The 21797-nt window shown below is 69.2% G+C and carries 20 protein-coding genes and 2 riboswitches; of the genes, 15 read left to right on the forward strand and 5 right to left on the reverse strand.

The genetic code is table 11. The annotated features are described in order from the left end of the window. Nucleotides 1–143: 143 nt before the first annotated feature. Complete coding sequence (locus tag ACFXJ5_RS17260) at nucleotides 144–494, reverse strand: HesB/IscA family protein (RefSeq protein ID WP_384631230.1); 351 nt, start codon at nucleotides 492–494, stop codon at nucleotides 144–146. A gap of 250 nt (nucleotides 495–744) precedes the next feature. Here ACFXJ5_RS17260 and nadA point away from each other — a divergent pair, with 250 nt between their 5' ends. Both nadA and ACFXJ5_RS17270 read left to right on the forward strand, forming a co-directional pair. Continuing rightward, nucleotides 745–1920: a quinolinate synthase NadA gene (gene nadA / locus ACFXJ5_RS17265; RefSeq protein WP_384631231.1), complete on the forward strand. Its 1176-nt coding sequence runs from the start codon at nucleotides 745–747 to the stop codon at nucleotides 1918–1920. 227 nt (nucleotides 1921–2147) lie between these two features. After that, nucleotides 2148–3017: a GNAT family N-acetyltransferase gene (locus ACFXJ5_RS17270; RefSeq protein ID WP_384631232.1), complete on the forward strand. Its 870-nt coding sequence runs from the start codon at nucleotides 2148–2150 to the stop codon at nucleotides 3015–3017. Nucleotides 3018–3024: 7 nt separating this feature from the next. On the opposite strand, the gene ACFXJ5_RS17275 is transcribed toward ACFXJ5_RS17270, so the two are convergent. Then, nucleotides 3025–4380: a cysteine desulfurase/sulfurtransferase TusA family protein gene (locus ACFXJ5_RS17275; protein WP_384631233.1), complete on the reverse strand. Its 1356-nt coding sequence runs from the start codon at nucleotides 4378–4380 to the stop codon at nucleotides 3025–3027. A 269-nt stretch (nucleotides 4381–4649) separates the two neighbouring features. Between ACFXJ5_RS17275 and ctaC the strand changes: the two genes are divergently transcribed. The 4 genes from ctaC to ACFXJ5_RS17295 all read left to right on the forward strand — a co-directional run bounded on the left by ctaC (nucleotide 4650) and on the right by ACFXJ5_RS17295 (nucleotide 9153). Continuing rightward, nucleotides 4650–5603 (forward strand): aa3-type cytochrome oxidase subunit II, encoded by a 954-nt coding sequence (gene ctaC / locus ACFXJ5_RS17280; RefSeq protein WP_384631234.1) that lies wholly within the window; start codon nucleotides 4650–4652, stop codon nucleotides 5601–5603. Then, entirely contained in the window at nucleotides 5600–7363 is a 1764-nt protein-coding gene (gene ctaD, locus ACFXJ5_RS17285) for an aa3-type cytochrome oxidase subunit I (RefSeq protein ID WP_384631235.1), read from the forward strand. The genes ctaC and ctaD overlap by 4 nt, the downstream gene beginning before the upstream one ends. Next, on the forward strand, nucleotides 7360–7758 hold the full coding sequence (locus tag ACFXJ5_RS17290; protein WP_384631236.1) for a cytochrome c oxidase subunit 4: 399 nt from the start codon (nucleotides 7360–7362) through the stop codon (nucleotides 7756–7758). The genes ctaD and ACFXJ5_RS17290 overlap by 4 nt, the downstream gene beginning before the upstream one ends. 132 nt (nucleotides 7759–7890) lie before the next feature. After that, nucleotides 7891–9153 (forward strand): Ig-like domain-containing protein, encoded by a 1263-nt coding sequence (locus ACFXJ5_RS17295; protein ID WP_384631237.1) that lies wholly within the window; start codon nucleotides 7891–7893, stop codon nucleotides 9151–9153. Nucleotides 9154–9266: 113 nt separating this feature from the next. Here the strand turns inward: ACFXJ5_RS17295 and ACFXJ5_RS17300 are convergent, their stop codons facing one another. After that, complete coding sequence (locus ACFXJ5_RS17300; RefSeq protein WP_384631238.1) at nucleotides 9267–9668, reverse strand: hypothetical protein; 402 nt, start codon at nucleotides 9666–9668, stop codon at nucleotides 9267–9269. Nucleotides 9669–9827: 159 nt separating this feature from the next. Between ACFXJ5_RS17300 and ctaE the strand changes: the two genes are divergently transcribed. From ctaE to ACFXJ5_RS17330, 6 genes are all read left to right on the forward strand, one after another. Continuing rightward, nucleotides 9828–10448, forward strand: a complete 621-nt coding sequence (gene ctaE / locus ACFXJ5_RS17305; RefSeq protein WP_384631239.1) for an aa3-type cytochrome oxidase subunit III — start codon at nucleotides 9828–9830, stop codon at nucleotides 10446–10448. 86 nt (nucleotides 10449–10534) lie between these two features. Then, nucleotides 10535–11341: a cytochrome bc1 complex diheme cytochrome c subunit gene (gene qcrC / locus ACFXJ5_RS17310; protein ID WP_384631240.1), complete on the forward strand. Its 807-nt coding sequence runs from the start codon at nucleotides 10535–10537 to the stop codon at nucleotides 11339–11341. Between the two features lie 8 nt (nucleotides 11342–11349). Continuing rightward, a complete protein-coding gene (qcrA, locus tag ACFXJ5_RS17315; protein WP_384631241.1) occupies nucleotides 11350–12381 on the forward strand; it encodes a cytochrome bc1 complex Rieske iron-sulfur subunit in 1032 nt (343 codons plus the stop codon). After that, on the forward strand, nucleotides 12378–14009 hold the full coding sequence (qcrB, locus tag ACFXJ5_RS17320; protein ID WP_384631242.1) for a cytochrome bc1 complex cytochrome b subunit: 1632 nt from the start codon (nucleotides 12378–12380) through the stop codon (nucleotides 14007–14009). Before qcrA ends, qcrB begins: the two co-directional genes overlap by 4 nt. A gap of 126 nt (nucleotides 14010–14135) precedes the next feature. Continuing rightward, a complete protein-coding gene (gene trpD / locus ACFXJ5_RS17325; RefSeq protein WP_384631243.1) occupies nucleotides 14136–15161 on the forward strand; it encodes an anthranilate phosphoribosyltransferase in 1026 nt (341 codons plus the stop codon). Nucleotides 15162–15530: 369 nt separating this feature from the next. After that, a riboswitch (SAM riboswitch) is annotated at nucleotides 15531–15647 on the forward strand. Nucleotides 15648–15779: 132 nt separating this feature from the next. Beyond that, entirely contained in the window at nucleotides 15780–17132 is a 1353-nt protein-coding gene (locus tag ACFXJ5_RS17330) for an aminotransferase class V-fold PLP-dependent enzyme (protein WP_384631244.1), read from the forward strand. Between the two features lie 222 nt (nucleotides 17133–17354). Here the strand turns inward: ACFXJ5_RS17330 and ACFXJ5_RS17335 are convergent, their stop codons facing one another. Together ACFXJ5_RS17335 and ACFXJ5_RS17340 are read right to left on the reverse strand one after the other, a co-directional pair. Next, the gene (locus tag ACFXJ5_RS17335) at nucleotides 17355–17636 is read right to left on the reverse strand and encodes an Lrp/AsnC family transcriptional regulator (protein ID WP_384631245.1); all 282 of its coding nucleotides are present in this window, start codon (nucleotides 17634–17636) and stop codon (nucleotides 17355–17357) included. Further along, on the reverse strand, nucleotides 17633–18409 hold the full coding sequence (locus ACFXJ5_RS17340) for a rhomboid family intramembrane serine protease (RefSeq protein WP_384631246.1): 777 nt from the start codon (nucleotides 18407–18409) through the stop codon (nucleotides 17633–17635). Before ACFXJ5_RS17340 ends, ACFXJ5_RS17335 begins: the two co-directional genes overlap by 4 nt. A 130-nt stretch (nucleotides 18410–18539) precedes the next feature. Here ACFXJ5_RS17340 and ACFXJ5_RS17345 point away from each other — a divergent pair, with 130 nt between their 5' ends. From ACFXJ5_RS17345 to ACFXJ5_RS17355, 3 genes are all read left to right on the forward strand, one after another. Further along, entirely contained in the window at nucleotides 18540–18803 is a 264-nt protein-coding gene (locus ACFXJ5_RS17345) for a hypothetical protein (protein ID WP_384631247.1), read from the forward strand. Between the two features lie 97 nt (nucleotides 18804–18900). Further along, the gene (locus ACFXJ5_RS17350; RefSeq protein ID WP_384631265.1) at nucleotides 18901–20319 is read left to right on the forward strand and encodes an NYN domain-containing protein; all 1419 of its coding nucleotides are present in this window, start codon (nucleotides 18901–18903) and stop codon (nucleotides 20317–20319) included. A 175-nt stretch (nucleotides 20320–20494) separates the two neighbouring features. Beyond that, nucleotides 20495–20652: riboswitch (cyclic di-AMP (ydaO/yuaA leader) on the forward strand. A 10-nt stretch (nucleotides 20653–20662) separates the two neighbouring features. Further along, nucleotides 20663–21691, forward strand: a complete 1029-nt coding sequence (locus tag ACFXJ5_RS17355) for an NlpC/P60 family protein (protein ID WP_384631248.1) — start codon at nucleotides 20663–20665, stop codon at nucleotides 21689–21691. Nucleotides 21692–21797 lie beyond the last annotated feature (106 nt).

Genomic DNA, 21797 nt, shown 5'->3' on the forward strand with positions numbered 1-21797 from the left:
GGGGGGCCCCCGGGATGGGCGACGCCCCTTTCCAGGGCAGGGGGGCCCCTACAACGTCACCACAATCAAGTCCCAACAAATATGTCCCCCCCCACATACGGGGCGCCCCCGGCGGGGGGCCCGCCACTCGTGTGTGCTGAAGCTCAGTGGAACGAGTCGCCGCAGGCGCAGGAGCCCGTGGCGTTCGGGTTGTCGATCGTGAAGCCCTGCTTCTCGATCGTGTCCACGAAGTCGATGGAGGCGCCACCGAGGTAGGGCGCGCTCATGCGGTCGGTGACGACCTTCACACCGCTGAAGTCCTTCACGACGTCGCCGTCGAGCGAGCGCTCGTCGAAGAACAGCTGGTATCGCAGGCCGGAGCAGCCGCCGGGCTGGACGGCGACACGCAGCGCAAGATCCTCGCGGCCTTCCTGGTCCAGCAGGGCCTTGACCTTGGCGGCCGCCGAGTGGGACAGAAGGATGCCGTCCGTGCTGGTCTCGTCCTGAACCGTCATCTGCTTATCTCCCGGGTTGTACGGACTGCTGCCACCGACGATTAACCGGTGGTGCCCCGGATTCATTCCGGGTCCGGTACGTCTTTCTTCGATCCATGCTCGCACACCCCGGCCCGGTCCAGGAATGCGTCACATTGACGCGAGCGCCATCGTCAGGCTGACGCGAACGGGTTATGATAGATAGCGTCAAATAGACGATAAAGGTTTGAGCCGCCGAGAACCACGACCCGCAGAGAAAGGGCTCCGGCCCGTGACCACCACCACCGAACCGCTGGACGTCCAGCCCACCCCGCTCGCCCTGCTCCTGCTGGGCCGCGAGGCCGACCCGCGCAGCGAACGCGGCGTGGACTGCCCCGGTGATCTGCCCGCAGCGTCCGACCCGGACCTGGTCGAGCGCGCCCGCGCCGCCAAAGCCAAGCTCGGGGAGAAGGTCTTCATCCTCGGCCACCACTACCAGCGTGACGAGGTCATCGAGTTCGCCGATGTCACCGGCGACTCCTTCAAACTCGCCCGCGACGCCGCCGCCCGCCCCGAGGCCGAGTACATCGTCTTCTGCGGTGTCCACTTCATGGCCGAGTCCGCGGACATCCTCACCTCCCAGGCCCAGGCCGTCATCCTTCCCGACCTCGCCGCCGGCTGCTCCATGGCCGACATGGCCACCGCCGAGCAGGTCGCCGAGTGCTGGGACGTCCTGACCGACGCCGGCATCGCGGACGTCACCGTCCCCGTCTCGTACATGAACTCCTCCGCCGACATCAAGGCCTTCACCGGCCGGCACGGCGGCACGATCTGCACCTCCAGCAACGCCAAGCGCGCCCTCGAATGGGCCTTCGGCGAGGGCGAGAAGGTCCTCTTCCTCCCCGACCAGCACCTCGGCCGCAACACCGCGGTACGCGACATGGGCTTCTCGCTCGACGACTGCGTGGTCTACAACCCGCACAAGCCGGGCGGCGGAGTGACGGTGGAACAGCTCCGCGCCGCCAAGATGATCCTCTGGCGCGGCCACTGCTCGGTCCACGGCCGCTTCTCCCTGGAGTCGGTCGAGGACGTCCGCGCCCGCATACCCGGCGTCAACGTCCTGGTCCACCCCGAGTGCAAACACGAGGTCGTGTCGGCGGCCGACCAGGTCGGCTCCACCGAATACATCATCAAGGCGCTCGACGCCGCCCCCGCCGGATCCGCCTGGGCTATCGGCACCGAGCTCAACCTCGTACGCCGCCTCGCCAAGGCCCACCCGGACAAGCAGATCGTCTTCCTCGACAAGACCGTCTGCTTCTGCTCGACCATGAACCGCATCGACCTCCCCCACCTCGTGTGGACCCTCGAGTCCCTCGCCGACGGCAAGGTCGTCAACCGCATCCAGGTCGACCACGACACCGAGCACTTCGCGAAGCTCGCCCTGGAGCAGATGCTCGCCCTTCCGTAATGTGGCGCCGTGCGCTGCGTTTCTTGACGCCGCCCTCGCGGGCGCTTCGCTTGCTTCGGGGCGGCTGCGCCGGCCTCCGGCCGTCGTGCCGGGTGCGGGCGCGTCGTAATGTGGCGCCGTGCGCTGCGTTTCTTGACGCCGCCCTCGCGGGCGCTTCGCTTGCTTCGGGACGGCTGCGCCGGCCTCCGGCCGTCGTGCCGGGGTGCCGCGCGTCGTAATGTGGCGCCGTGCTTCTGCGGCCTCTGCGTGATGACGAGGAGGACGCCGAGGCGGTGCGGGTTGTTTCCGCGGCCGCTTTCGGGTCCTCGCGGGTGTTCCCGGTGCCGGACGACCCTGGGCGGGCCGTACGTCATCGGGAGCGGTGCCGGCACCTCGCGCGTACCGACCCGGGGGGTTGCTGGCTCGCAGTGGACGAGGTGTCCGGCATGCCGGTGGGCGCGGCGCTGTCGCTTCGGCGGGAGGGGACGTGGGGGCTGTCGACCTTCGTGGTACTGCCCGAGGCCCAGGGGCGAGGCGTCGGCCGCGAACTTCTGGCCGCAGCGATGCTCTACGGCCGCGGTTGCCTGCGCGGCATCATCTGCGGCTCCCGCGACCCGCGTGCGGCGGCCACCTACCGCCGGGCCGGCTTCGCCCTCCACCCCGCCATGCGGCTCACCGGCGCCGTCGACAAGGCACGTCTCCCCGCGCCGGACGGTCCCGTCCACGAGGGCTCCGCCAAGCACCGCGACCTCATGGACTCCGTCGCCCGCCGCACCCGTGGCGGCGCCCACGGCCCCGACCACGACCAACTCCTGCGCGACTGCGCCCTCCTCGTCGTCGACGACCTCGCCGGGAGCGGCTACTGCTACCTCCGCCCCGACGGCCGCGTCGAACTCCTCGCCGCCACGTCGCGCCGCTTGGCCACCCGGCTCCTCACCGCGGCCCTCCTGAGCCTTCCGCAGGGGACCGACGCGTACGTATCCGACCTCACCGCCGACCAGCAATGGGCCCTCGACGTCGGCCTGACGGCAGGCCTCGACATCACCAACGCCGGCTACATCTGCCTGCGCGGCATGCGGCCGCCCGCGCCGTACGTGCCGTCGGGCGCGTTCCTGTAACGCCCCGTCAGCCGACGCGGCGGACCCAGTACGCGACGCCGCGCGGCGCGTCGTGCTCGCCCAAGTACTCCTGGTCGCGCATGTCGCACCACGCCGGGATGTCGAGCCGCGCGGCCTCGTCGTCGGAGAGGACCGACACGATGGAGCCGACGGCAACGTCGCCGATGACCTTCGCGAGCTCGATGACGGGAATCGGGCACCGCTTGCCCAGCGAATCGACGACGAGCGCGGGCTGGTCCGGGTCGGCCTGCGCCGGGGACGAAGCCGAAGGCGCCGGAGCGCCCAGCCGCTCGCGGACGGCGGCCACGACCTCCGGCAGGACGGTCAGGAAGCGGTCCACCTCGGCCGACTCCACCCCGCGCGGCAGCGACACGCGGACGTTGCCCTCGGACAGGACGCCCATCGCGCGCAGCACATGGCTCGGCACCAGCGTGCTGGACGTACAGGACGAACCGGACGAGACGGCGAACCCGGCCCGGTCCAGCTCGTGGAGCAGGGCCTCGCCGTCCACGTAGAGACAGGAGAAGGTGACGATGTTCGGGAGGCGCAGCCCCGGGTGCCCGACGACCTCCACGTCGGGCACAAGCAGCGGCACCTGGGCCCGGATCCGCTCGACCAGCCCCGAGAGCCGGTCGGCCTCGCCCGAGGACGCCGCCTCCGCCCGGACGGCCCGCAGAGAGGCCGCCGCCGCGACGATCGCGGGGAGGTTCTCGTCCACCGGGCCCTGAGGGACGAAGCGCGTGCCCTTCCGCACCGCCAGCAGTCCCACGCCCGGCGGCCCGCCCCACTTGTGCGCGCTTGCCGCCAGCAGGGACCAGCCGCCCTCGACCGGGCCCCAGCCCAGCGACTGGGCGGCGTCGACCAGCAGCGGGACGCCGGCCGCCCGGCACAGTTCGGCGACCTGGGCCACCGGTTGGAGCGTGCCGACCTCGTGGTTGGCGGACTGCAGGCAGGCCAGCGCGGTGTCCTCCCTGAGGGCCGAGGCGAAGGCCTCCGCGTCGACCAGTCCCGTACGGTCGACGGCGACCTCGCTCACCTCGCCGTCCTCCACCGCGTGCAGCACGGCGGAGTGCTCGACCGCCGACACGACGGCGTGACGCCCCGTCCGCCGCCGGCCGGCCAGCGCGCCTGCCACCCCCGACCGCACCGCCCGGGTGCCCGAAGGAGTGAAAACCAGCTCGTCCGGACGACAGCCGACGGCTTCCGCCGCCGCCTCCCGCGCGGCGTCCAGCAGCAACCGGGCCCGCCGCCCGTCGCGGTAGAGCCGCCCGGGGTCGGCCCAGCCGTCGTCGAGCGCGGCGAGCAGGGCCTGCCGGGCCACGGGATGCAGCGGAGCGGCGGAGGCGGCATCGAAGTAGGACACATCGGAACCGTAACGCCGTCTCCGGCGGAGCGTCAGACAGGCCCCTCGCAGAGCGCATTCGCGGCGCATGCAGGGCCGTTTCCGGCCCCTTTCCATCCCTTCGGGGGCCGCCCCGGCGCGTTGGACCCCCTCCCCGCGCGACCCCAAATAGCGTCCAGTAGGGTTTGGTCCGCATAAACATCCACACCACTGCCCGCGCCCGGGCGGACCGACCAGCACAGGCCGGGATCTCGGACGACGCGCGGGCGAGACTCTCGGGAAGGCGCTACGTGAGTCCCAACGGCTCCGACCGCTCGTCGCGGCGCCCGATGCGGCGGAAGCTGCCGCAGGCGCTGGCTGCGGGCCTGGTCCTTGCGACCGCCACGGGTTGCACATACGAGGACTTCCCCCGCCTCGGCATGCCCACCCCCGCCTCGGAAGAGGCACCGCGGATCCTCTCGCTCTGGCAGGGCTCCTGGGCCGCCGCCCTCGCGGTCGGCTGTCTCGTCTGGGGCCTGATCCTCTGGAGCGTGATCTTCCACCGGCGCAGCCGCACGAAGGTGGAGGTTCCGCCTCAGATCCGCTACAACATGCCGATCGAGGCCCTGTTCACCACGGTTCCGCTGGTCATCATCTCGGTGCTCTTCTACTTCACCGCCCGTGATGAGTCCAAGCTCCTGGAGACCTCCAAGACGCCCGACCACGTCATCAACGTCGTCGGCTTCCAGTGGAGCTGGGCGTTCAACTATGTCGAGCACGTCGACGCCAACAAGTCGCCGACCGACATGAGCGCGCTGTCCACGATCTCGGCGAAGAAGCTCGACGCCCCGGCCAACGCCAACGGCGTCTACGACTTCGGCACGCCGGCCACCAAGAACCCGCAGACCGGCAACCCGGGCCCGACGCTGTGGCTCCCCCAGGGCGAGAGCGTACGGTTCGTCCTCACCTCGCGTGACGTCATCCACTCCTTCTGGCCGATCAGCTTCCTCATGAAGATGGACGTCATCCCCGGCCACACCAACGTCTTCCAGGTGACCCCGAGCAAGCTGGGCACCTTCAGGGGCAAGTGCGCCGAGCTGTGCGGCGTGGACCACTCCCGGATGCTCTTCAACGTCAAGGTCGTCACTCCGGCGCAGTACAAGCAGCACCTGAACGACCTGGCGAAGAAGGGCCAGACCGGTTACGTGCCGGCAGGCATTGCCACCACGGGCAACGCCAAGAATGCGGAGACCAAGACCCAGTGAGCATTCTCAACGAACCCCAGGGTGGCGCGGCAGAGGCCGCCGCCGAAGACGCGTACGAGGACGAGCTCCCCGTACGGCGCAAGCAGCCCGGTGCCGTCGTCATCAAGTGGCTCACGACCACCGACCACAAGACGATCGGCAGCCTCTACCTCATCACCTCGTTCGCGTTCTTCATCATGGGCGGCATCATGGCCCTGCTGATGCGCGCCGAGCTGGCGCGGCCGGGCACGCAGATCATGTCGAACGAGCAGTTCAACCAGGCCTTCACGATGCACGGCACCGTGATGCTGCTGATGTTCGCGACCCCGCTCTTCGCGGGCTTCACGAACTGGATCATGCCGCTCCAGATCGGTGCCCCCGACGTCGCCTTCCCGCGGCTGAACATGTTCGCCTACTGGCTCTACCTGTTCGGCTCGCTGATCGCGGTCGGTGGCTTCCTCACCCCGCAGGGTGCGGCGGACTTCGGCTGGTTCGCGTACTCCCCGCTGACCGACGCGGTCCGTTCGCCGGGCATCGGCGGCGACATGTGGATCATGGGTCTGGCCTTCTCCGGCTTCGGCACGATCCTCGGCTCGGTCAACTTCATCACCACCATCATCTGCATGCGCGCCCCCGGCATGACGATGTTCCGGATGCCCATCTTCTGCTGGAACGTCCTGCTCACCGGTGTCCTGGTGCTCTTCGCCTTCCCGGTGCTGGCCGCCGCGCTGCTCGCTCTGGAGGCGGACCGCAAGTTCGGAGCGCATGTCTTCGATGCCGCGAACGGAGGGGCGTTGCTATGGCAACACCTCTTCTGGTTCTTCGGCCATCCAGAGGTGTACATCATCGCGTTGCCGTTCTTCGGCATCATCAGTGAGGTCATCCCGGTCTTCAGCCGAAAGCCGATGTTCGGTTACGTCAGCCTCATCGCGGCGACGATCTCCATCGCCGGCCTCTCGGTGACGGTGTGGGCGCACCACATGTACGTCACCGGCGGTGTGCTGCTGCCGTTCTTCTCCTTCATGACCTTCCTGATCGCGGTACCGACCGGTGTGAAGTTCTTCAACTGGATCGGCACGATGTGGAAGGGGTCCCTGAGTTTCGAGACCCCGATGCTGTGGTCGATCGGCTTCCTGATCACCTTCGCCTTCGGCGGTCTGACCGGTGTGATCCTGGCGGCCCCGCCGCTGGACTTCCACGTCTCCGACTCGTACTTCGTCGTCGCGCACTTCCACTACGTCGTCTTCGGCACCGTGGTCTTCGCGATGTTTGCCGGCTTCCACTTCTGGTGGCCGAAGTGGACCGGCAAGATGCTGGACGAGCGGCTCGGCAAGATCACCTTCTGGACGCTGTTCATCGGCTTCCACGGCACCTTCCTGGTCCAGCACTGGCTGGGCGTCGAGGGCATGCCGCGCCGCTACGCGGACTACCTGGCGGCGGACGGTTTCACCACGCTGAACACCGTGTCGACGATCAGCTCCTTCCTGCTCGGGCTGTCGATACTGCCGTTCCTCTACAACGTGTGGAAGACCGCCAAGTACGGCAAGAAGGTCGAGGTCGACGACCCGTGGGGCTACGGCCGCTCCCTGGAGTGGGCGACTTCCTGCCCGCCGCCGCGGCACAACTTCCTCACCCTGCCGCGCATCCGGTCCGAATCCCCCGCGTTCGACCTGCACCACCCCGAGATCGCGGCGCTCGACCAGCTGGAGAACGTCGGCGAGGGCGACAAGGCCCTGGCCGGCAGCGGCTCCGGTGCCGATGAGACGGAGGCCGGCAAGTGAAGTTCCAGGGCAAGCTGTTCCTGTGGCTCGCGGCGTTCATCCTCGCGATGGCCATCGTCTACGGCGTCTGGTCGCACGAGGCGGTCGGCACCACCGCGCTCTTCATGTCCTTCGGCCTCAGCGTGATGATCGGGTTCTACCTGGCCTTCACCGCCCGCCGGGCGGACACGGGTGCCATGGACCGCGAGGACGCGGACGTCGCCGACGACGCCGGTGAGCTGGGATTCTTCTCCCCGCACAGCTGGCAGCCGCTCGCCCTGGCCAGCGGTGGCGCGATCTTCTTCCTCGCGATCATCTTCGGCTGGTGGCTGGCGTACTTCTCGGCCCCGATCATCCTGATCGGCCTGTTCGGCTGGGTCTTCGAGTACTACCGCGGCGAGAGCCGCACCCAGTAGGCGCGCGAAGCCTTCCGCCCGGGGCCCGGACACCGCACGGTGTCCGGGCCCCGGGCGTTCGCCGTCCCGGGCCGTCGCCCGTTCGTACGCGCTCGGCGCGCCAGGGGTGGCGCGGCTGCCTAGCGTGTGACTATGCGTCACTCAACTCTCCGCCGGACGGCGGTCGGCACGCTCCTCATAGCCCCACTCGCCGCAGGGCTCACCGCCTGCGGTGGGGATGGCAATCCGCTCGCGGCGGCGCCGTACGACGCGACCAGCCAGGTCTCGTACGCGGGCGCGGGCTCGAAGAAGGTCGATCCGAAGAAGCCGCTGGAGGTCACCGTCAAGGGTGACGGACACCGGATCACGGATGTGACGGCCACGGACGCCGCAGGGCGCTACGTGCGGGGCAAACTCTCCGCCGACGGCACCAGGTGGCGCAGCACCTCCGCCCTCGTCGCAGGCGCCCACTACACGGTCCGGGTGAGCACGGAGGACCACAAGGGCCGCCCCGGCCGCCGGGTCATCGGCTTCGACACCGCCGCCGCCGACAAGCTGCTCAGGGTGACCTTCGGCCCCGACAGCGGCACGTACGGCGTCGGCCAGCCCATCACCGCCGAGCTGAGCGCCCCCGTGACGGGCTCCGCCGCCCGCGCCCTGGTCGAGCGCAACCTGCACGTCGGCAGTGCCCCGCAGGCCGCCGAGGGCGCCTGGTACTGGGTGGACAACCGCACCCTGCACTACCGCCCGCGCGTCTTCTGGCCCACGCACGCCCGCATCGACATCCGCAGCACCCTGGACGGCGTCCACGTCAAGGACTCCATGTACGGCGGCCCCGCGAAGCCGCTCACGCTCCACACCGGTGACCGTGTCGAGGCCATCACCGACGCCGGCTCGCACTACATGACCTTCAAACGCAACGGCAGGACCGTCCGCACCATCCCCGTCACCACCGGCAAGCCCGGCTTCTCCACCCGCAACGGCATCAAGGTCGTGCTGGGCCAGGAGTCCTTCGTACGGATGAACAGCACCACCGTCGGCATCGCCGCCGGCAGCCGCGACGCCTACGACCTCCCCGTCCGCTGGGCCACCCGGGTGACCTGGAGCGGCGAATACGTCCACGCCGCCCCCTGGTCCGTCGGCTCCCAGGGCCGCGCCAACGTCAGCCACGGCTGCACCGGCATGAGCATGAGCAACGCCAAATGGTTCTTCGACCAGGTCCGCCGCGGCGACCTCGTCCGCGTCATCAACAGCCAAGGGGCCACCATGACCCCCTTCGACAACGGTTTCGGCGACTGGAACCTCACCTGGGACGCCTGGCAGCGCGGCAGCGCCACCGGCGCTCAGCAGCCCGTTCAGGCGCCGTCGTCAGCCCCGCAGGCCGCCTCACCCGCACGCCTCCAGCCGGGGGCGTAACGCCCCTGGCGCCTGCGGGGCAGGGGTCCGTGGGCGGCTGCCGGCGGTGCCTGGGTTGTGCCAGCTCGCCTCAGGCGGACGGCCCACCCACAACCCGGGGTAAAGGAAACCGCTCAGGCGTCCAGGGAGAGGCGGTGGCGGAGGAGGCCGGCGAGGGCGGCTGCGAGTTCTACGAGGTCGACGGGGTGGGAGACGGCGGCGTCGGCGCGGCTCCAGGTGGCCAGCCAGGCGTCCTGGGGGCGGCCGATGAGGACAAGGACGGGCGGGCAGTTGAAGATCTCGTCCTTGATCTGGCGGCAGACGCCCATGCCACCGGCGGGCACCGACTCGCCGTCGAGCACGCAGACATCGACGCCGCCCTGCTCAAGGGTGCTGAGGACGGCCGGAAGCGTCGCGCACTCCACGTACTCGACGGGCGGCACATCGGCTGCGGGACGCCGTCCGACGGCCATCCGGACCTGCTCCCGGGTGTTCGCGTCGTCGCTGTAGACCAGCACCGTGGCGGTCGCCTGCATCCGTGCCTCCTCGCCGTCGTGGAGTCGTCTGACTTGCTGCCGAACCTTACTCCTGAACAGCCCGCTTGGAGGAGAGGTAGCTCGTTCGAGGGACCATCCGGGTCCTTGACACACCGAATGGCACCCCCCGGAGTGAGCGCGGGATAAGGGACCGACATAATGTCGGTCGTGGCGACAGCAACAGCAGTAGAAACCGGGCACGCGCACCCGTCGGTCAACCGGCCGAACCTCACCAGCGTCGGAACCATCATCTGGCTGAGTTCCGAGCTGATGTTCTTCGCGGCCCTCTTCGCGATGTACTTCACCCTTCGCTCGGTCACGGGTGCCGAGTTCTGGAAGGAACACGCCTCGGCGCTGAACGTTCCGTTCTCCGCGACGAACACCACGATCCTGGTGCTCTCCTCCTTCACCTGCCAGATGGGCGTCTTCGCCGCTGAGCGTGGTGACGTGAAGAAGCTTCGCGCCTGGTTCATGGTGACGTTCGTCATGGGCGCGATCTTCGTCGGCGGTCAGATCTACGAGTACACGAGCCTGGTGAAGGACGACGGCCTCTCGCTGTCCTCCGACCCGTACGGCTCGGTCTTCTATCTGACCACCGGCTTCCATGGTCTGCACGTGACAGGCGGTCTCATCGCCTTCCTCCTGGTCCTCGGCAGGACCTACGCGGCCAGGAGGTTCACCCATGAGCAGGCCACCGCGGCCATCGTCGTGTCCTACTACTGGCACTTCGTCGATGTGGTCTGGATCGGCCTCTTCGCCACGATCTACATGATCAAGTAATCGGGAGCGCGGTCACCAGCTGTACCGCCGCTTCCGATCACATTCCAGAACCATCGACGCAAGAGATCCTGACACCGGGGTAATCCGTGAAAAAGCTCTCCGCACGACGGCGCCACCCGCTGGCGGCGCTTGTCGTCCTACTTCTCGCGCTCGCGGCCACCGGGGGGCTGTACGCCGCGCTCGCTCCGCAGAAGGCCGTAGCCGATGACACGCAGCAGTCACTTGCCATCGAAGAGGGCAAGAAGCTGTACGCCGTAGGCTGCTCCAGCTGCCACGGTACGTCCGGCCAGGGCAGCTCCGACGGCCCGACGCTGGTCGGCGTGGGCTCCGCCGCCGTCGACTTCCAGGTGGGCACGGGTCGTATGCCGGCCCAGCAGCCCGCCGAACAGGTGCCGGCGAAGAAGGTCATCTACACGCAGGCCGAGATCGACCAGCTCGCCGCGTACATCGCCTCGCTGGGCCCCGGCCCGTCCGTCCCGAGCAAGGACGACACCAACGTCACCAGCGCCAACATGGCAAAGGGTGGTGAACTGTTCCGCACCAACTGCGCGCAGTGCCACAACTACCAAGGCAAGGGCGGTGCGTTGACGAACGGCAAGTACGCGCCCAGCCTTGAGGGTGTCTCCAACAAGCACATCTTCGAGGCCATGCTCACCGGCCCGCAGAACATGCCTTCCTTCCCGGACAGCACCCTGACGAAGGAGAACAAGCGCGACATCATTGCTTACCTGAACGAGGTGAACAGTGATAACTCGCCCAGCCCCGGCGGATTCTCGCTGGGCAGCCTCGGCCCGGTCACCGAGGGTCTGTTCGGCTGGATCTTCGGCCTCGGGGCCCTGATTGCCGTTGCCGTCTGGGTCGCCGCCCACACCACCAAGGCCAAGAAGTCGTGAGTCAGGACATGTCAGAATCAACTCTGCCAAGTGAGCGCGAGGCTCACGGGGGCGAACTCGCGGAGAATCCGTTCGCGGACCCGGGTCTGCCGCCCCACGAACCACGGCGTCAGGACATCGACGAGAAGGCTGCCAGGAGCTCCGAGCGCACGGTGGCGCTGCTGTTCACCGTGTCGATGCTGGCGACCGTCGCCTTCATCGCGAGCTTTGTGATCTTCCCGGTCGACAAGATCGTCTACATCTGGCCGGTCGGCCATGTCAGCGCGCTCAACTTCTCGCTCGGCATGACCCTCGGCGTAGCCCTCTTCACCATCGGCGCGGGCGCGGTCCACTGGGCCCGCACCCTCATGTCCGATGTCGAGACGGCCGCCGAACGGCACCCGATCGAGGCCGATCCCGAGACCAAGGCCCAGGTGCTGGCCGACTTCGCGCAGGGCGCGAAGGAGAGCCAGTTCGGCCGCCGCAAACTGATCCGCAACACGATGTTCGGCGCGCTGGCCATGGTGCCGCTCTCCGGCGTCGTACTGCTCCGCGACCTGGGACCGCTGCCGGAGGACAAGCTCCGGCACACCCTGTGGTCCAAGGGCACGCTGATCATCAACCAGAACACCAACGAGCCGCTGCGTCCCGAGGACGTCGCCATCGGCTCGCTGACCTTCGCCGTGCCCGAGGGCCTGGAGGAGACGCAGGACGACTACCAGGAGCAGATCGCCAAGGCAGCCCTGATGATCGTCCGGATCGCTCCGGGCAACATCAAGGACAAGCGCGAGCGCGAGTGGGCACACCAGGGCATCGTCGCGTTCTCCAAGATCTGCACCCACGTCGGCTGCCCCATCAGCCTCTACGAGCAGCAGACGCACCACGTGCTCTGCCCGTGCCACCAGTCGACGTTCGACCTGTCCGACGGTGCCCGGGTGATCTTCGGCCCGGCCGGCCACGCCCTGCCGCAGCTGCGGATCAGCGTGAACGACCAGGGATACCTCGAAGCGCTCGGCGACTTCGAGGAGCCCGTGGGCCCGAGCTTCTGGGAGCGTGGATGAGTACCACTGACACCACGAAGTCGCGCGGCAAGGCGCCCGCCGGCGAGCGTGTGGCCGACTGGGCCGACGGCCGGCTGGGCCTCTACGGCCTGGCCAAGGCCAACATGCGGAAGATCTTCCCGGACCACTGGTCCTTCATGCTCGGCGAGGTCTGCCTCTACAGCTTCATCATCGTCATCCTCACGGGTGTCTATCTGACGCTGTTCTTCCACCCGAGCATGAGCGAGGTGACCTACAACGGCGTCTACGCGCCGCTGCAGGGCATCCGGATGTCCGACGCGTACGCCTCGACCCTGCACATCAGCTTCGATGTGCGCGGCGGTCTGCTCATGCGGCAGCTCCACCACTGGGCGGCCATCGTCTTCGTGGCCGGCATGCTCGTCCACATGATGCGCGTCTTCTTCACCGGCGCCTTCCGCAAGCCGCGCGAGCTGAACTACCTGTTCGGCTTCCTGCTGCTGTTCCTCGGCATGTTCGACGGCTTCATGGGCTACTCGCTCCCGGACGACCTGCTGTCCGGTACGGGTATCCGCTTCATGGAGGGCGCGGTGCTCTCGATGCCGATCGTGGGGACGTACATCTCGTTCTTCCTCTTCGGCGGCGAGTTCCCCGGGCACGACGTCATCCCGCGCTTCTACACCATCCACGTGCTGCTGATCCCGGGCATCATGGCCGGCCTGCTGGTCGCCCACCTGATCCTGGTCTTCTACCACAAGCACACCCAGTTCCCCGGCCCCGGCAAGACCAACAAGAACGTCGTCGGTATGCCGCTGCTGCCGGTGTACATGGCGAAGGCCGGCGGCTTCTTCTTCCTGGTCTTCGGCGTCATCGCGGCCATCTCCGCGCTGGTCTCCGTCAACCCGATCTGGTCGTACGGTCCATACCGCCCCGACCAGGTGTCCACCGACGCCCAGCCGGACTGGTACATGGGCTTCTCCGAGGGCCTGATCCGCATCATGCCGGGCTGGGAGATCAACCTGTGGGGTCACACCCTCCAACTGGGTGTGTTCATCCCGCTGATGGTCTTCCCGCTGGTGCTGGCCTTCATCGGGCTCTACCCCTTCTTCGAGTCCTGGGTCACCGGTGACAAGCGCGAGCACCACCTGCTCGACCGCCCGCGCAACAAGCCGGTACGCACCGGTATCGGCGCCGCCTGGATCAGCGTCTACCTGATCCTGCTCGTCGCCGGCGGCAACGACCTGTGGGCGACCCGCTTCCATCTCTCGATCAACACGATCACCTGGGTCTCCCGGATCGGCTTCTTCGTGCTGCCGGTGGTGGTCTTCATCGCGACCAAGCGGATCGCGCTCGGCCTCCAGCGGCGTGACCGCGACAAGATCCTGCACGGTCGCGAGACCGGCATCATCAAGCGGCTTCCGCACGGCGAGTTCATCGAGATCCACGAGCCGCTGCCGCAGAGCGCGCTCTACACGCTCACCTCGCACGAGCAGCCCAAGCCGCTCGAGATCGGCCCCGTGGTGGACGAGAACGGCGTCGAGCGCAAGGTCGGGCGGATCGCGAAGATCCGTGCGAAGTTCTCGCAGGGCGTGTACGGCAAGGACACGCAGATCCCGAAGCCGACGCCCGAGGAGTACAAGGAGATCATGAGCGGCCACGGCCACCACTAGCTCCGCGCTGCGCTGCGCTGCGCCACCGGGAAAGGGCTTCGTCCGTGGGTTGGACGGGGCCCTTTTCCGTGCCTTGGCGCGGCTAGGCTTTGGGTACGTCCACACACTTGGAGCGAGGAGCGGTTCATGAGCTGGCCCGACCTGTTGAGCGCGCTGTTGTCCGGCAAGGACCTGACCGCGGCCGACACGGCGTGGGCGATGGACCGGATCATGCAGGGTGAGGCGAGCGACGCGCAGATCGCCGGGTTCATGGTGGCGCTGCGGGCCAAGGGCGAGACGGTCGAGGAGGTGTCGGGGCTCGTTGACACGATGTACGCGCACGCCCTGCCGCTGGACATCCCCGGGCCCGCGGTCGACATCGTCGGCACGGGTGGTGACCGGGCCAAGACGGTGAACATCTCGACCATGTCGGCGATCGTGATCGCCGGGGCCGGCGTGAAGGTCGTCAAGCACGGCAACCGCGCGGCCTCGTCGGCGAGCGGCGCGTCGGACGTTCTGGAGCGGCTCGGTATCAACCTCGACATTCCGCCGCAGCGGGTCGCCGAGGTGGTCGAGGAGACCGGCATCACCTTCTGCTTCGCGGCCAAGTTCCATCCCGCGATGCGGTTCGCCGCGCCGGCGCGACGGGATCTGGGCATCCCGACCTCGTTCAACATCCTCGGCCCGCTGACCAACCCCGCACGGGTCACCGCATCGGCGGTCGGCTGCTTCGACACCCGGATGGCGGGACTCATCGCCGGCGTACTGGCTCGGCGGGGGTCCTCGGCGTTGGTCTTCCGGGGCGACGACGGGCTCGACGAGCTGACGACGACGGCCACTTCGCAGGTCTGGGTGGTCCGGGACGGCTCGGTCGAGCAGGTGCCCTTCGATCCGCGTGACGTCGGTATCGAGCTGGTGCCGGTGGAGGCCCTGCGCGGGGCGGACGCGGAGTACAACGCCGAGGTCGCCCGGCGCGTCCTCGCCGGTGAGCCCGGGCCCGTGCGGGACGCGGTGCTGCTCAACACGGCGGCCGCGTTGGTGGCCTTCGAGCCGGTTGAGGGCCTCCCGCTGGCGGAGCAGATCGCGGCGGGTGTCCGGCGGGCGGCGGAGTCGATCGACTCCGGGTCGGCCGCGAAGACGTTGGAGCGGTGGGCGGCGGCCACCAACGCGTAGCCGGGCCGGGGCCGCCCTCGTGGTGCCGGTGCGGTCCGGGGCCTCCGGGGCTGGGGGTCCTGGACCGACATATTTACGTGCGTGACGGGTCCGTCCGTTGCCTTGCCCGGCATGCCGCACACAAATATGCGGAGCGTCCAGAACCCCCACCCCTCCGACCCCGGCCCTCCCCGCCGTCTCCTTCTCTCCGGCCGGGTTGGGGGTAGGCCGTCCGCCTGAGGCGAGCGAAGCGAGGTGGGGGTCCCCCCGGCCGAAGGCTGGGGGAGGGCTGGCCCAACCCGGCGGTGCCCCGGGCGCGGGCCTGGACGTTGTGTCCGGGATTTGGACGGCGACTTGTCGCGTGACGATCACGTGGCATACTCCTTGGCAGGTCACGAGTGACAGCGCAAAGGCCCCGGCTCGCTGTCCGGCAACCCTCCTTCTGCGGCGGGGTGCCCCGGGTGATGACCAGGCCGTGAGCAGCAAGGCTCACGGCAAGCGCGGATCCTGGAGTTCTTCTATGAGCAAGCGAATGCGATAGGGCCCGAAGGCCCCGTTTCGCCACCCTCCGTATGCCGGTGATGGCTGTGTTGAGGGTTTTCTTCCGCTGACTTCCCGCTTGCCCACAGGAGCTTTGCCATGTCTGTCGACCAGTCTGTCTGTGCTGCCCCGCTGCCCGTTCTCGGCCGGGACGTGCTCGTGCCGCTTGTGACCGGTGGCGAGGTGACCTACGCGGCCCTCGATTACGCGGCGAGTGCTCCGGCGCTGCAGCGGGTGTGGGACGACGTCGCCGCGTATGCGCCGTACTACGGCAGCGTTCACCGGGGGGCGGGTTATCTGTCGCAGTTGTCGACGGATCTGTTCGAGCAGAGCCGCGTCACGGTTGCCGAGTTCCTCGGGTGCCGTCCCGACGACCAGGTCGTGTTCACGCGTTCGACCACTGATTCGCTGAACCTGCTGGCCGCCGCCCTCCCGGTCGGCTGCGAGGTGTTCGTCTTCGAGACCGAGCACCACGCCTCGCTGCTGCCCTGGCGGGACGCCGAGGTGACGTATCTGAGCGCGCCGCGCAGCCCGGAGCAGGCGGTACGCACGCTGCAGGCGGCGCTCGCCGGCCGGGAGTCGTACGGGCCGGCGCTTGTGTGTGTGACCGGCGCGTCCAACGTCACGGGGGAGTTGTGGCCGGTGCGGGAGCTGGCTGCGGCGGCGCATGCGAATGGGGCGCGGATCGTGCTGGACGCTGCGCAGCTGGCGCCGCATCACCCGGTGGATGTCGCGGAGCTGGATGTGGACTGGGTCGCTTTCTCGGGGCACAAGCTCTATGCACCTTTCGGCTCCGGGGTGCTGGCCGGGCGGGCCGACTGGCTGCGGGAGGCCGAGCCGTATCTCGCGGGGGGCGGGGCGTCGCGGCGGGTGGCGCGGCGGGCGGACGGCGGGGTGGATGTGGAGTGGCACGAGTCCGCTGCGCGTCACGAGGCCGGGTCGCCCAATGTGATCGGCGTCTACTCGATCGCCTCGGCCTGCCGCGCGCTGACGGAGGCCGGGTTCGACGGTCTCGTCGAGCGGGAGCAGCGGCTGGTGGCCCGGGTGCGGGAGGGGCTGGCGAGGGTGCCGCAGGTGAGGGTGTTGTCGCTGTTCGGGGATGACGCGCCGAGGGTGGGCGTGATCTCGTTCGTCGTGGACGGCTGGAACAGCTCGCACTTCGCCGCCGCGCTGTCCGCCGAGTACGGCATCGGCGTGCGCGACGGTCTGTTCTGCGCCCACCCGCTCGTCCGTACGCTGCTGGGCAGCGAGCCGCAGGACCCCGGCGAGTGCGGCGCGCCCGACGCCGCCCCCGGCGAGCGCTCGCTGAACGCCATCCGGGTGTCCTTCGGCGCCGGTACGCCCGACGAGCACGTCGACCGCTTTCTGACGGCGGTGGCCGAGCTCGTCCGTGACGGCGCGGCGTGGAACTACCGCACCGAGGACGGTCGCTGCGTGCCCGATCGGGGCTGAGTTCGCGAGTCTCCGGGCGGGTGCGGTGCGCCCGGCACGGCGGACGGAGTCCGGCGCAGCGGCTCGAAGCCCGCGTAGCGGTGCGAGAGGCGCGTTGGGAGTCGAGCCCGCACCGAGGACGGTCGCTGCGTGCCCGATCGGGGCCGAGTTCGCGGGTCCCCGGGCGGGTGCGGTGTCCCCGGCACGGCGGACGGCCGCTGTGTGGCCGATCGGGGCTGGGCGCTAGGCGTCGAGCCCGATGGCGAAGGCGGCTTCGAGGTCGTGCTGGGAGTAGGTGCGGAAGGCTACGTGGGTGTCGGTGGCCTCGACGCCGGGGATTTTGCTGATGCGGCCGGGGATGACGTCCGCGAGGTCGTCGTGGCGGGCGACGCGGACCATGGCGACGAGGTCGTAGGTGCCCGTGACGGAGTAGACCTCGCTGACGCCGTCGAGGGCGGCGATGGATTCCGCGATCTCGGGGATCCGGTCGACGCTGGTCTGGATGAGGACGATCGCGGTGATCACGGCTGAAGGTCTCCTTGGGTCGCGTGGGCGGGCTCAAGCTTAGGCGTTCGGCGGAAGCAGGCCCACGTACAGACGAAGCCGAAGACGAAGCCGACGACGTGGGCCAGATAGGCGACGCCGGGACCGGGGCTGGTGGTCTGGGAGGCGAGCCACTGGAGGGCGAACCAGAAGCAGAGGACCATCCAGGCGGGGAAGCGGAGGGGGAGGAAGAAGAGGAACGGGAAGAGGCTGGTGACGCGGGCCTTCGGGTAGAGGAAGAGGTACGCGCCGAGGACCCCGGAGATGGCGCCGGAGGCGCCCACCAGGGTTTGCGTGGAGTGGGAGTGGGCGAGGGCGAAGCCGTACGTGGCGAGGTAGCCGGCGGCGAGGTAGAAGAGCAGGAAGCGCGCGCGGCCCATGCGGTTCTCGACGTTGTCGCCGAAGACGTAGAGGAAGAGCATGTTGCCGAGCAGGTGCACCCAACTGCCGTGCACGAAGAGGGCGGTGAGCACCGACAGGAACGGTGTCTTGCCGAAGCGCGGGGTGGTGCAGCCGGCCGGGAGGTCCAGGCCGGTCGGTGACAGGCGGCCGTGCCAGAGCTCGTCGGGGATGACGCCCCAGTGGGCGAAGTAGCGGGCCTGTTCGCAGAGCAGGTGTTGGTGGCCGGTGCCGTAGACGGGGTTGAGGCCGGAGGCGGGGCCGGCGAGGAAGATGAGCGCGCACAGCCCGATGAGGGCGTACGTCACCACGGGTGTGCGGCGGACCGGGTTCTTGTCGTACACCGGGATGACCATGGAGCGATCATGGCGGAAGGTGCGTAAGGGGCATAGCGTGCCTCGCCGCAGCGCTGCGTACCGCCAAGGCCTTAGGGTGGCCGGAAGCCAGAGCCCGGTCCTGTCCGAAAGCACGAAAGAGGTCCGTCCGATGCCGGTTCCCCTGCCGACCGCCACCACGCGGTGGCGCTGCACGTTGTGCGGCAATCTGACCCGGTTCGATGTGACCCGTTCGAGCAAGGTTGTGGAGTACGTCCACCTGGATCTCGCGGGGGAGCCGAAGGTCGAGGAGACCGAGGTGATCAGCGAGGCCGTCGAGTCGGTGCGCTGCCGCTGGTGCAACGCCGTGGACCAGGTCGAGCTGGTGGACCGGCCCGGCGTGAACGCCGCGGATCCGGAGTCCGCCCAGGCCTGAGCTCCCCCGGCCGGACGCTGGGTGGTTCCCCCGCCGGGGGACAATGGAGACGTACAGGGGGAGCAGGGGGAGGCGTCGAGGGACTGGACAGGAGTGGCTGGTGGACCGGACCGGCGGTAATCCGCAGGCGGCGCAGGACGGTGAGGGTGTGGCTGACGCCTCCCCGTCGGCCGCCGGAGAGGCCGCCGAGCAGGCCGTCGAGGCCCTGGACCGCCCGCTCCCGGAGGGCGTACGGCACCGGGTGGTGGCGCTTGCGGCGGACGCGTTCGGCGGGCTGACGCACGCCGAGCTGCCGTCGCAGCTGCGCCCGTACGCCCGCTTCACGCCCAGCCGCCGCGCGAAGTTCGCCGCCACGGCGCTGGCCACCGCTCTGGAGGGCGATCCGGCCTTCCGGCAGCGGATCGCCGCCCGGCTGCGGGAGGCCCAGCCCGAACTGGCCGACGCCCTGGACGCGGGCACCCCGCCGCCCGCCGTGGATCCGCTGGACGTGGCGGCGGCGGCGTATCTGCTGCGTCCGCCGGGGTGGTCCAAGCTGGTCGCCGCCGCCGGTGAGGAGGCGCAGCGCGCCCACGCCGAACGGGCCGGCGAGGAGGCCGCCCGGGAGCTGGCGCAGCTGCGCGAGGAGCTGGCGGCCGCCCGCGAGCAGTCCCGTGGCGAGGCCGTGAGGGCCCGCGCCGAGCTGGATGCCGCCCGCAAGGAGGTCGAGTCGCTGCACCGCAAGCTGCGCAGCGCGGCCAGTGACGTGAAGCGGGCCGAGGCGGCCCTGCGCAAGGTCGAGCACGAGCTGGAGGAGGTCCGGTCCGCCGCCGCGGCCGACCGGTCCTCCGCCGAGGTCGAGGGGCGCCGTCTGAAGTCCCGCCTCGCCGAGGCCGAGGCGGCGGTGGAGGCGGGGCGCCGGGCCGTACGCGAGGGCCGCAGCGTGGAGGACGTACGGCTGCGGCTGCTGCTCGACACGGTCCTTGACGCCGCGTCGGGGCTGCGGCGCGAGCTGGCGCTGCCGCCCCGCGACACGATGGGCATCCTGCCGGCCGACACGGTCGACGCGGTCAAGCCGGGCGCCATCAGCCCGAAGGACATCGCACGGCGTGCTTTGTCCGAGAATGATCCCGCGCTGCTCGACCAACTGCTCGCGCTGCCGCAGGCGCACCTCGTGGTGGACGGCTACAACGTCACCAAGACCGGCTATCCGGCGCTGCCGTTGGAGAAGCAGCGGCTGCGGCTGCTGGGCGGTCTCTCGGTGCTGGCCGCCCAGAGCGGCGCCGAGGTGACGTGTGTCTTCGACGGGGCGGATCTGGACGCCCCGGTGCTGCTCGCGCCGCCGCGCGGGGTGCGGGTGCTGTTCAGCAAAGCGGGCGAAACGGCCGACGAGTTGATCCGGCGTCTGGTTCGGGCGGAACCTCCCGGTCGTCCCGTTGTGGTCGTTTCGGCCGACCGTGAGGTCGCGGACGGAGTGGCGAAGGCCGGGGCGCGTCCGGTGCCTTCCACGTTGCTTCTCAAGCGACTTGCGCGGGTGTGACGCGAACTCAGCGTTAGGTTGCCTGCACTGGCTGTGTGATCTTTGTAAAGAAAACAGGTTGCGGCAGAGTTTTTACATACTTTGATTTGAACGGATCACATGTTGGTCACTAGGGTCAGGGCTCGTACCTCCGCGAGTTCGATCATCCACCCAGGATGGTGGCGGGGGTCCCGCCGAGTCTGAAGCGCAGCCCCCCTCTGCGCTCGGAGCCGGGGAACCACGTTCCCGGGGTGAATCGGCACCAGGGCGCTCCGCGAGGAGTGTTGAGGTGTCGTAGGGCTTCTTCCAGCCCGAACCCGACAGCTCACCCGGTAGGCGGCTGGAGGAAGAGGAGCTCGCCTTCGTGGCGTCCCACCGTCGTCCCAAGCCGGCCAGTCGTACGCGGGTCACCGTGCTCACCGCGACCGCTGCCGCGGCCGTTGCCCTCACGTCCCAGGCCGCCCAGGCCGCGCCCGCCAAGCAGTCCGTCAAGACGGTCAAGGCGCAGGTCAACAAGCTTTACGACGAGGCCGAGCAGGCGACCGAGAAGTACGACGGTGCCAAGGAGAAGCAGCAGACGCTGCAGAAGCAGGTCTCCCAGCTCCAGGACGAAGTGGCCCGCGAGCAGAGCGACCTCAACAACCTCCAGGACGAACTGGGTTCGCTCGCCAGCGCCCAGTACCGCAGCGGCGGCATCGACGAGTCCGTACAGCTCCTGCTGTCCGCGAACCCGGACGACTACCTCGCCAAGGCCTCCACGCTCGACCAGCTGAGCAACAAGCAGGCCGACGAGCTCAAGCAGATCGCGGAGAAGCAGCGCACCCTCGACCAGCAGAAGGCGGAGGCCGCCAGCAAGCTCCAGGAGCTGGACCAGACCCGCACCGAGCTGGGTACGAAGAAGAAGGAGATCCAGGCCAAGCTCCAGAAGGCCCAGAAGCTCCTCAACACCCTCACCGCCGCCGAGCGGGCCAGCCTCGCCGCGCAGCAGTCCGCTGCCAGCCGCTCCTCCAGCTCGCGCGTCAACCTCGGCAACGACACCGCGGCCAATCAGCGTGCCGCCGCCGCTCTGTCCGCCGCCGAGACCAAGCTCGGTGACCCCTACGTCTACGGTGCCAGCGGCCCCAGCTCCTTCGACTGCTCCGGCCTGACCTCCTGGGCCTACGCCCAGGCCGGCGTCTCCATACCCCGGACCGCCGAGTCCCAGGCGAGCGCGGGCACGCGCCTGACGGCGAGCCAGCTCAAGCCCGGTGACCTGGTCATCTTCTACAGCGACTACCACCACGTCGGCCTCTACGCGGGCAACGGCATGGTGCTGCACGCGCCGCGCACCGGTGAGAACGTCAAGTACGAGGCCATGAGCGACATGCCCTTCCAGTTCGGCGTCCGCATCTAGCGCAGCCGCTGAGCCCGTTCGGGTGATGACGGGCTGTGCCCGGAGCGCGGTTGACCTGGGGAAGAGGCCGGGCGGGCGCCGCCCGTGTGATCGGGGGTCTTTGAAC

This window comes from Streptomyces sp. NPDC059373 (genome assembly GCF_042751495.1).
In the GTDB taxonomy this organism is placed as follows: domain Bacteria; phylum Actinomycetota; class Actinomycetes; order Streptomycetales; family Streptomycetaceae; genus Actinacidiphila.